This is a genomic window from Methylobacterium sp. WL7 (genome assembly GCF_008040085.1).
Taxonomy (GTDB): Bacteria; Pseudomonadota; Alphaproteobacteria; order Rhizobiales; family Beijerinckiaceae; genus Methylobacterium; species Methylobacterium mesophilicum.
Genome location: NZ_VRVG01000220.1, coordinates 1 through 4,482 on the forward strand (window position 1 = coordinate 1; position 4,482 = coordinate 4,482).

Sequence of the window (4,482 nt, forward strand, 5' to 3'; positions counted from 1 at the left end):
GGGCGGCTCCGGCGGGGCCACGGCGCGGGGCCGGATGACCGGCTCGGCGACCTCGGCGAGGTCGAGCACGTCGTCGGGCTCGGGCTCGGGCGACGGCGCGATCTCGGCGGGTTTGGCCGCCTGATCGTCCGCGATGATCCTCCGGATCGAGGCGAGAATCTCCTCCATCGAAGGCTCATGCGCCTTATCGGCGGCCTTGTCCTGGAATTTCGAGTCCGGGATCTTGGGGCTCGCTGCACTCATCAACAGGCGCGCTCGGGCATGGGATGTTCGGAGGATGACCCGATCGGGCCGGTCGTCAAACAGTATTCCATGCCAATTCGTCGCGGCAAGCGCGCCTGCACCACACTCCCCGGGGAAAAGACCTCAGCGTCCGTCCGGGGTGCGCAGGCCGAACCACAGATCCTTGACCTGATCGTAGTGGATCTTGGCACTGTAGTACTCCACCGGCAGGGCGGTGAAGCGGGCGGTGAGCTGCCCGATCGACTGGACCACGCCGTAGGAGAAGATCACCCGGTCGCGCTGGGCCAGGATCAGGTTCACCCGCGAGTTCAGCAGTTCCTGCTGGGCGTTGAGCACGTCCAGGGTGGTGCGCTGGCCGACGCGGGCCTCCTCGCGCACGCCGTTGAGCGCGACCTCGTTGGCCTGGACCTGTGCCTGCGCGGCGATGACCTGGGCCTTGGCGGCCTCCAGGCGACCCCAGAAATCGACGATCTGGGCCCGGACCTGGTCGCGGACCTGATCGACCTGGATGCGGGTCTGGCCGACAGTCTCCTTGGCCTGCCGGATCTGCGCGTAGGTCTGGCCGCCCTCGTAGATCGGGATGTTCAGCCGGCCGCCCACGAACCCGACGAAGAAGCTCGTGTTCGGGCCGTTCTGATCGTAGAGCTGGCTCAGCGAGCCCTGCAGGCTGAGCGTCGGCGCGAGCTGACCCTCCAGGATCTTGACCTGGGCTTCCGCGGCATCGACGGCGTGGATGGCCGACACGACCTGCGGATGCTCGCGCAGCCCGATCGCGATGGCCGCATCGAGGTTGATCGGCACATAGCGGTCCAGCGGCCGGCCCGGCGCCAGCTGGCGCGGCTCGACGCCGATATTCTGGCGGTAGACGCCGATGCTGGTGCGCAGGGTCGACTCGGCGGCGCTCACCTGCGACCGGGCGCCCGCGAGCCGGGCCTCGGCCTGGGCCACGTCGGTGCGGGTCACCTCGCCGACGTTGAAGCGGTCGCGGGTCTGGCGCAGCTGCTCTTCCAGAACCTCGACGTTGTTCCGGTTGAGTTCCAGCGTCGCGGTGTTGCTGAGCACGTTCATGTACGCCTGGACGGCGTTGTAGAGCACCGTGAGTTCGGTGAACCGCAGGGTCTCGCGCTGGCTGTAGACGGTCGACTCGGCCCGCCGGACGGAGTTGTCGGTCTGGAAGCCGTTGAAGATCGTCTGCGAGACGGTCAGGCTCGCGCTGCTCGGCAGATAGGTCGTGCGCGTGGTCCGGTTCGACGACGTCAGCACCTGAGAGGTCACATCGGTGGACGTGCCGCTGCTGCCGGCCGACTGGCCGGCTGCCAAACCCGAAGACGACGATCCCAAGCCGGCGCCGGCGCTGGTGCCGATGCCCGTCGAAGTTCCGACGGCGGAGCCCCCGGTGACGGCCGAGCCGGTCGTGCCGCCGAGCGATGTCCCGCCCAGTGACGAGCCGCCCAGTGACGAACCCCCGAGCGACGAGCCGCTGCTTGCCGCCGAGGTTCCCGAACCGGCTGCGGTTCCGCCGACGGAAGCGACCGCGCTGCCGCTGCGGGTCTGCAGATACTGCACGCCGATCGAGGCGCCGACATTGACCTGCGGCCGGTAGCCCGCCTGCGCGATGGCGACGTTCTCGTCGATGGCGCGGACGCCGGCGCGGCTGGCATTGAGAGACGGATTGCCCTGGTAAGCCTTGGCGAGAGCGCTCTCCAAGGTCTCGGCGAGGGACGGATTCGTGGCCAGGATCGCGAGTCCGGACGCCATTCCGATCACTCGGAGCGCGGGGCAACTCGCTGGTGGACGTATTGTCACGATAACAAGCCCTTGCGGTCTTTATAACGGTCCGGATGTCCGCCGCGAAAACGGCCAAGGTACGGCGTTACGCAGGGATCCGATCAAGCCCGCCCCACCGTCACGCTTAGCGCAAATCCGCCGGTTTGGCTCGGGCTTGCCCGGCGTCGGCGTCGGAATGTGGTGCGTTGGGGCATTAAGGTGACACATGGCAGGCCGCCTCGGCAGGCGGCCACGCCGGCCGTAAACGCGGTGCCGAAAACGCGAATTCGTCCGTGTTCAGAGGGAGATGCGCGTTTGCCGCGCGGTCGGCGCGGGAACTCCGTGCAACCGCATGGTGGGGCGAACCTCCGGGACGGTCGAACCGAGCCGGGCACGCATCGGCCCCCGGCCCGGGCGCCCGATCCGAGCCGCGGGTGCGCCGACGCAACCGGTTTGACGTGCGTGCGCGGCTCCAAGAGCTCGTTCTCCGTCGCGGGACGCCCGGCAAGCCGTCCGTCGGCTCCCCCGGCCGTCCCCCGAACATCCGCGGCGCCGCGATGGGACGCCGATGGATCGCCGCTGCCTCCTCTTGGACGCGGCCGCCGGAGACGCATCAATAGCGATCGTCGGCGGCGACGCCTGCGCCCGGCTCGGAAGGCACGGCGTCGCCGGAGCCCTGGCCCGGCTCCTGCTGTGGTCGCGTCGCGCGGGGCCTAACCACCGAGCCCGTGAGGGTCGGCGACGGCTTGGCCTTGAAGGCGGCACTGGACGGTGCGGCTTTCCCGATCGGTCCCGGCACCCCTTGCGGACCGCGCGGGCCCGGCGGGCCTGCGGGCCCCGCGCTGCCCACCGGACCTTCCTGCCCCTGTTGGCCCCGCTCGCCCTGCGCACCCATGGGGCCCTCGGCCCCCGGCGTTCCGGGCGGTCCCATCGCGCCCGGCGGGCCGGGCTCACCCCTGATTCCCGCCTCGCCGCGCGGACCGGGCGGACCTGGGAGGCCCGGCGCCTGCTGGCCGCATTCCCCGACCACAATGCTGCGCGCCTGCTTGGACGTCCGCAGCGTCGCGATGCAAGTGGCCGGATGATAGACGACGTGAAACTCGAAATAACCGCGGGTATCGGTGCGCTGCGAGAACTTGCCGTCCAGGGTGATCTCGGCGTCGGGTTCGCCGGCATTGCCCAGCACCCAGAGGTCGCCGGCAGTGATTTTCGCGGCCTCGATACGCATGTCGGCTTTCGCCGGAGCGATCCAGAGCAAAGACCCTACGAATATTGGCACCATGGCGCATCGCCGGCGCGATAGACTCATGTCGGGTCTCGCGAGCTTCATGTCGGCAGAATGCCATTCGCTTCTGAATTCGCAATAACGCGCGAGAATTTTGATGTGAAAAGCTCCGTTTTAGCGGTGTATCCGGCCGAATTCGGTATTCGCATGCCAGGCATCCGCAATATGGCCGATGAATGGCCGCGTCCGTCGGCGGTCTATGCCATCGAGCAGGTGTGATCGCGCACAGTCCGGTATCCGGGTTCGCGGCACTGCCCGCGTGGTCCGAGCGCGGCCGTGCCGCATCGCGAGAGCGGTTCCGGTTCCCATGGTCAGGGCGCCGGGACAGGGTGGAGCGACCGGGGCGGGAATGGAGGCGTCGCCCTAAGTCCTTGTTCTGACACCGTTGCCCGCGCCGGACTCGCGGTCGCGTCGGTCCTGCGCGGGCAACGGTGGGCGACCGGGGGCGGGTCGTCGGGACTCCTGTTTTTTCCGATGCAACGGTTTCGGCCCCTTGTTCGTTTGGGGTGTCGCGGCATTGCAGCATGAGCGCCAGGCCGTCCGATTCGACCCGTGGCCGGTACCCGCCAGGTATGCCGAGCCCGATTGTGCGGCGCACAATCAAACATTGCGTAAGTTGTTGTTCGAGCCGTTGTTTCGGTCGAACCCCCTGGGGGATTCCGTAGCAACTACTGAACGTCAGGTTCGCCCGACAACCCGGCGCGCGACGGCTTAATCCCCGCCACATATGCGTTTTTTTACAAAGATAACCTGTTTAAGGGGGCTAATTAAAATATCTGACAGCTTGTCAGCCCAATTTGCCCCGTCTATAAGGCCCGAAGTAACTAATCATTAACCACCCGCCATTGGCCTCAACCGAGGAGCTGAGACCATGCAGGGTCGTGCCGAATCCCAGATGTCCGAGGGCGCCTCTGCGCCGCACCATAGGGTTGAGATGTCGAACGTGGCCGATCAGATTGCCGGTCAGGTGAGCGAGGCGGCCGAGGCTGTTGCGGAGGCGGTTCTGCCCGAGACGCCGTTCGTGGCGCGGGGGCTTCGGCTCGACTGGGCGGCCAAGCGCGGGCTCGACATCGGGGTGGCGGCGACGGCGCTGTTCCTGCTGCTGCCGCTGATGCTGCTGATCGCCGTGCTGGTCTGGGCCGGCGACCGCAAGGCGCCGATCTTCCGGCACATGCGGCTCGGCCGGG

General features: G+C 67.8%; 3 protein-coding genes and 2 pseudogenes. 2 read left to right on the forward strand and 3 right to left on the reverse strand.

Annotated features, from left to right (window positions below; translation table 11 throughout):
* The 3 genes and pseudogenes from FV233_RS28190 to FV233_RS28200 form a co-directional block, all read right to left on the reverse strand.
* Positions 1 to 243 (reverse strand): annotated as a pseudogene (locus tag FV233_RS28190) (DUF2497 domain-containing protein); the annotation flags it as partial.
* 123 nt (positions 244 to 366) lie between these two features.
* A complete protein-coding gene (locus FV233_RS28195; RefSeq protein ID WP_147857128.1) occupies positions 367 to 2,001 on the reverse strand; it encodes a TolC family outer membrane protein in 1,635 nt (544 codons plus the stop codon).
* Positions 2,002 to 2,623: 622 nt separating this feature from the next.
* A complete protein-coding gene (locus FV233_RS28200) occupies positions 2,624 to 3,238 on the reverse strand; it encodes a collagen-like protein (RefSeq protein WP_238261955.1) in 615 nt (204 codons plus the stop codon).
* 111 nt (positions 3,239 to 3,349) lie between these two features.
* On the opposite strand from FV233_RS28200, the gene FV233_RS30705 reads away from it, so the two are divergent.
* Positions 3,350 to 3,514 (forward strand): hypothetical protein, encoded by a 165-nt coding sequence (locus FV233_RS30705; protein WP_187277964.1) that lies wholly within the window; start codon positions 3,350 to 3,352, stop codon positions 3,512 to 3,514.
* A 715-nt stretch (positions 3,515 to 4,229) separates the two neighbouring features.
* A pseudogene (locus FV233_RS28205) lies at positions 4,230 to 4,482 on the forward strand (sugar transferase); the annotation flags it as partial.

What these genes read in the sequence shown, in the direction of transcription:
- FV233_RS28195 (WP_147857128.1), bottom strand. Translation starts at nt 2,001, where the DNA reads ATGGCGTCCGGACTCGCGATCCTGGCCACGAATCCGTCCCTCGCCGAG.
- FV233_RS28200 (WP_238261955.1), bottom strand. Translation starts at nt 3,238, where the DNA reads ATGCGTATCGAGGCCGCGAAAATCACTGCCGGCGACCTCTGGGTGCTG.
- FV233_RS30705 (WP_187277964.1), top strand. Translation starts at nt 3,350, where the DNA reads ATGCCATTCGCTTCTGAATTCGCAATAACGCGCGAGAATTTTGATGTG.